4 protein-coding genes are annotated in these 2,770 nt (G+C 42.5%); 3 read left to right on the top strand and 1 reads right to left on the bottom strand.

Going from position 1 to position 2,770, the window contains the following annotated elements; genetic code table 11:
* Positions 1 to 246: 246 nt before the first annotated feature.
* The 3 genes from purE to CXF82_RS01105 all read left to right on the top strand — a co-directional run bounded on the left by purE (position 247) and on the right by CXF82_RS01105 (position 2,246).
* Positions 247 to 750, top strand: coding sequence for a 5-(carboxyamino)imidazole ribonucleotide mutase (purE, locus tag CXF82_RS01115; protein WP_101090631.1), 504 nt, complete (start codon positions 247 to 249; stop codon positions 748 to 750).
* A 319-nt stretch (positions 751 to 1,069) separates the two neighbouring features.
* Entirely contained in the window at positions 1,070 to 1,624 is a 555-nt protein-coding gene (locus CXF82_RS01110; protein ID WP_101090680.1) for a sigma-70 family RNA polymerase sigma factor, read from the top strand.
* Positions 1,617 to 2,246 (top strand): hypothetical protein, encoded by a 630-nt coding sequence (locus CXF82_RS01105; RefSeq protein ID WP_101090632.1) that lies wholly within the window; start codon positions 1,617 to 1,619, stop codon positions 2,244 to 2,246. The genes CXF82_RS01110 and CXF82_RS01105 overlap by 8 nt, the downstream gene beginning before the upstream one ends.
* A 63-nt stretch (positions 2,247 to 2,309) precedes the next feature.
* Here CXF82_RS01105 and CXF82_RS01100 read toward each other — a convergent pair whose 3' ends face one another.
* Entirely contained in the window at positions 2,310 to 2,723 is a 414-nt protein-coding gene (locus CXF82_RS01100; RefSeq protein ID WP_101090633.1) for a hypothetical protein, read from the bottom strand.
* Positions 2,724 to 2,770: the final 47 nt, after the last annotated feature.

The raw sequence follows: 2,770 nt of genomic DNA, 5'->3' as shown, positions 1-2,770 counted from the left end.
TGAGCTTGAGATGAATAAACCTAATTGTATAGCTCGTTGTAAGCGCATTAGCAGCGTAAAATTAACGGCTCTGTCGCTATCGTAATAATTTGTTATACATATGTACTAATAAGTTATTTGCAGTCCATTCAAAGCTTAGGGATAATTACGGCATTGGCTTTGGGGGAAGCCTGTTTACTCTTTGCACTTATTATCATTATAATGCGCGCAAATATAATAATGTACCGCCCTACGGAAGGATTAAAAATGAGCAAACCATTTGTTGCAGTATTAATGGGGTCTGATTCTGACCTGCCTACAATGCAATCGACTTTAGATGTACTAAAGACTTTTAACATTACGTTTGAAGCTAAAGTGACCTCGGCGCATCGTACACCTGCGGCGACTCATGCTTACGTGACTGACGCTGAAGCGCGTGGATGTAAAGTATTTATTTGTGCAGCAGGCCTTGCAGCACATCTAGCGGGTGCCGTTGCTGGTATCACTACTCGCCCTGTGATTGGTGTTCCAATTGATTGTGGTCCACTACAAGGCCATGATGCACTTTTATCAACAGTGATGATGCCTGGTGGCGTGCCAGTGGCAACAGTTGCTATTGGTAGCGCTGGCGCTAAAAATGCGGGTTATCTTGCAGCGCAAATGTTAGCCGTCGCCGATGATGCACTTGCTGTCGCAGTGAAAGAAGAGCGTGCTAAGTCAGCTGAAGCGGTTCAAGCTAAAGATGCAGCGCTACAAGCAAAGCTTGCTTAAACCACGCTAATCACATCAAACCGCAGTCATGTTACTGCGGTTTTTTTATGTATGTAACACCCGCTGTAAACCTCCTCAATTAATCTCACTCTATCTTTTATGCGCGTTTATCATTTATTGCATTGGCAGTATTGTCCCGTCATTTGTCAGAGAGCAACACTGACCTTGCTTGGGCAATATATTTCCGTATGCGTGCTATAGACAAATAACCTGCGCCGATGCAGACTTACTGTATAAGATATTTGGTAAGGACCTTGGTGTGTTAAAGCCCACTCACACAGTAGAACAACCTTTAGATGCTGATCCTGATCAAGCGTTAATGTTGCAATATGCAGACGGTAATACTCGCGCTTTCGAATTGTTATATAACAAACATAAAGCGCCGTTATATCGCTATTTTGTACGACAGATTTACGACAACCAACTTGCGGAAGACCTGTACCAAGAAACGTGGAGTCGGGTAATTAAAGCCGCCTCTGCCTATGAGGCTAAAGCAAAGTTTACGACCTGGTTATACCGTATTGCCCATAACCTAATTATTGATCATGTCAGAGCTAAAAAGCCTGAGAGTAGTTTCAGTGATGTTTATGATACTGAACAAGATCCTGATGCAATGCTAGCCAGTGCCATTGACACGCCAGAGCAACAATTACAGCAGCAGAAGAAGGCTCAGCTGCTCAAAAATTGTGTTAAAGATCTTCCCCATGTTCAAAAAGAAGCGTTTCTACTCAATATTGAAATGGGCTTTACCGCAGCCACGATTGCCGATATTGCCGGCGCGACACTTGAAGCAACTAAGAGTCGTCTCCGCTATGCCCAAAAAGGGCTTAAGGCCTGTGTCGACTTAAAGTGGCAAGAGGTGGAATATGATTAACGATAATGATGACAACATTCGCAAAGAGGTGCATGCGCTTTATCAAAAGATAGCGCAAGAACAGCCGCCGAAAGAACTTGATCAAGCTATTTTAAATTTGTCTGTTACCAATGTAAAACCTAAGTTAAACAGCCAATCGTTTTGGCGTCAGCATCGCTGGTCTCTATCATCTGCAGCTTCAGTGCTTATGGTCGTCACTCTATTTGTGATTAATCCACCCATACCGACGGGTGATATCAGTGATGAGGCGATACCCTCATTAATGATGACTCCGCAAGACAGTCCAGCTCCTGCGTTGATGAGAATGGCGTCTCCAAATCAAGCGTTAGAGGTTGATATATCGCCTGAAGATAACGTTAAAAAGGCGGTGAAAACTCCGTTAATGCAGCAATCAAATGGCCTTGATGATAATCAAGATGCTGTAAGGGTGGAGGCGGTAGATCAACAACTGCTTGCTAGCCTTAATAAGGTATCTGAGTTAATGAGTCAAAAAGACTATGTTCAGGCAGAGCGTGATTTACAGCAGATAAAGAGTGACTATGCGGCGACGTTGTTGGTTAATGCTCCGTTAAATCAACGCTTCAATGAATTAGAGACACTGCTCAAGCTACAGCAGAAATAACAAATACACCCAAAATAAAGTGCCTGCTTATCGAGTAGGTACTTTATTATTTAACGAATCGTATTAACTCTTAAACCAATCCCAAATGCCTAAAGAGCTGTTTTCGAACAGGTCGATCCCCAAAGCAGACTTGAGTAAGTAAAGTAACAGCAGTCCAAAGACCATTGAGATAACAATAAATGACACCACTGAAAGGGCAAAAATCAGCACGGATAGTTGTTTCTCTTTTCTGTTTAACGCTCGCTTGTTCCTGCCTAGCAGGAATACGTAGAAAAAACGCCAACCAATAAAGGGAAAATAAAAAGTGCCTCGATGATCAATAAAATGCTTTTGCCACTGATTATCGACAAGCGCGAACCTGAAATAGACAAGCTGTGCCTCAGTATAACTATTAGCATATCTGCTAGGCATATTCAGTAATGCCTTATTAACGCGTGGATCATCCCGCAATGAAGGGCGTTGATAGTCTGAGACCATTTATACCTCGTTGAATATGTTAATTATTAAATCCTTTCACAGCAAAA

Source organism: Shewanella sp. GutDb-MelDb (assembly GCF_002836075.1).
Lineage (GTDB): Bacteria > Pseudomonadota > Gammaproteobacteria > Enterobacterales > Shewanellaceae > Shewanella.
The sequence above is the reverse complement of the archived record's forward strand: the minus strand, read 5'-3'. Positions and strand labels throughout refer to the sequence as shown.

Coding starts and splice junctions, on each gene's coding strand:
- CXF82_RS01100 (WP_101090633.1), bottom strand. CDS start 2,723: ATGGTCTCAGACTATCAACGCCCTTCATTGCGGGATGATCCACGCGTT.
- CXF82_RS01110 (WP_101090680.1), top strand. CDS start 1,070: ATGTTGCAATATGCAGACGGTAATACTCGCGCTTTCGAATTGTTATAT.
- purE (WP_101090631.1), top strand. CDS start 247: ATGAGCAAACCATTTGTTGCAGTATTAATGGGGTCTGATTCTGACCTG.
- CXF82_RS01105 (WP_101090632.1), top strand. CDS start 1,617: ATGATTAACGATAATGATGACAACATTCGCAAAGAGGTGCATGCGCTT.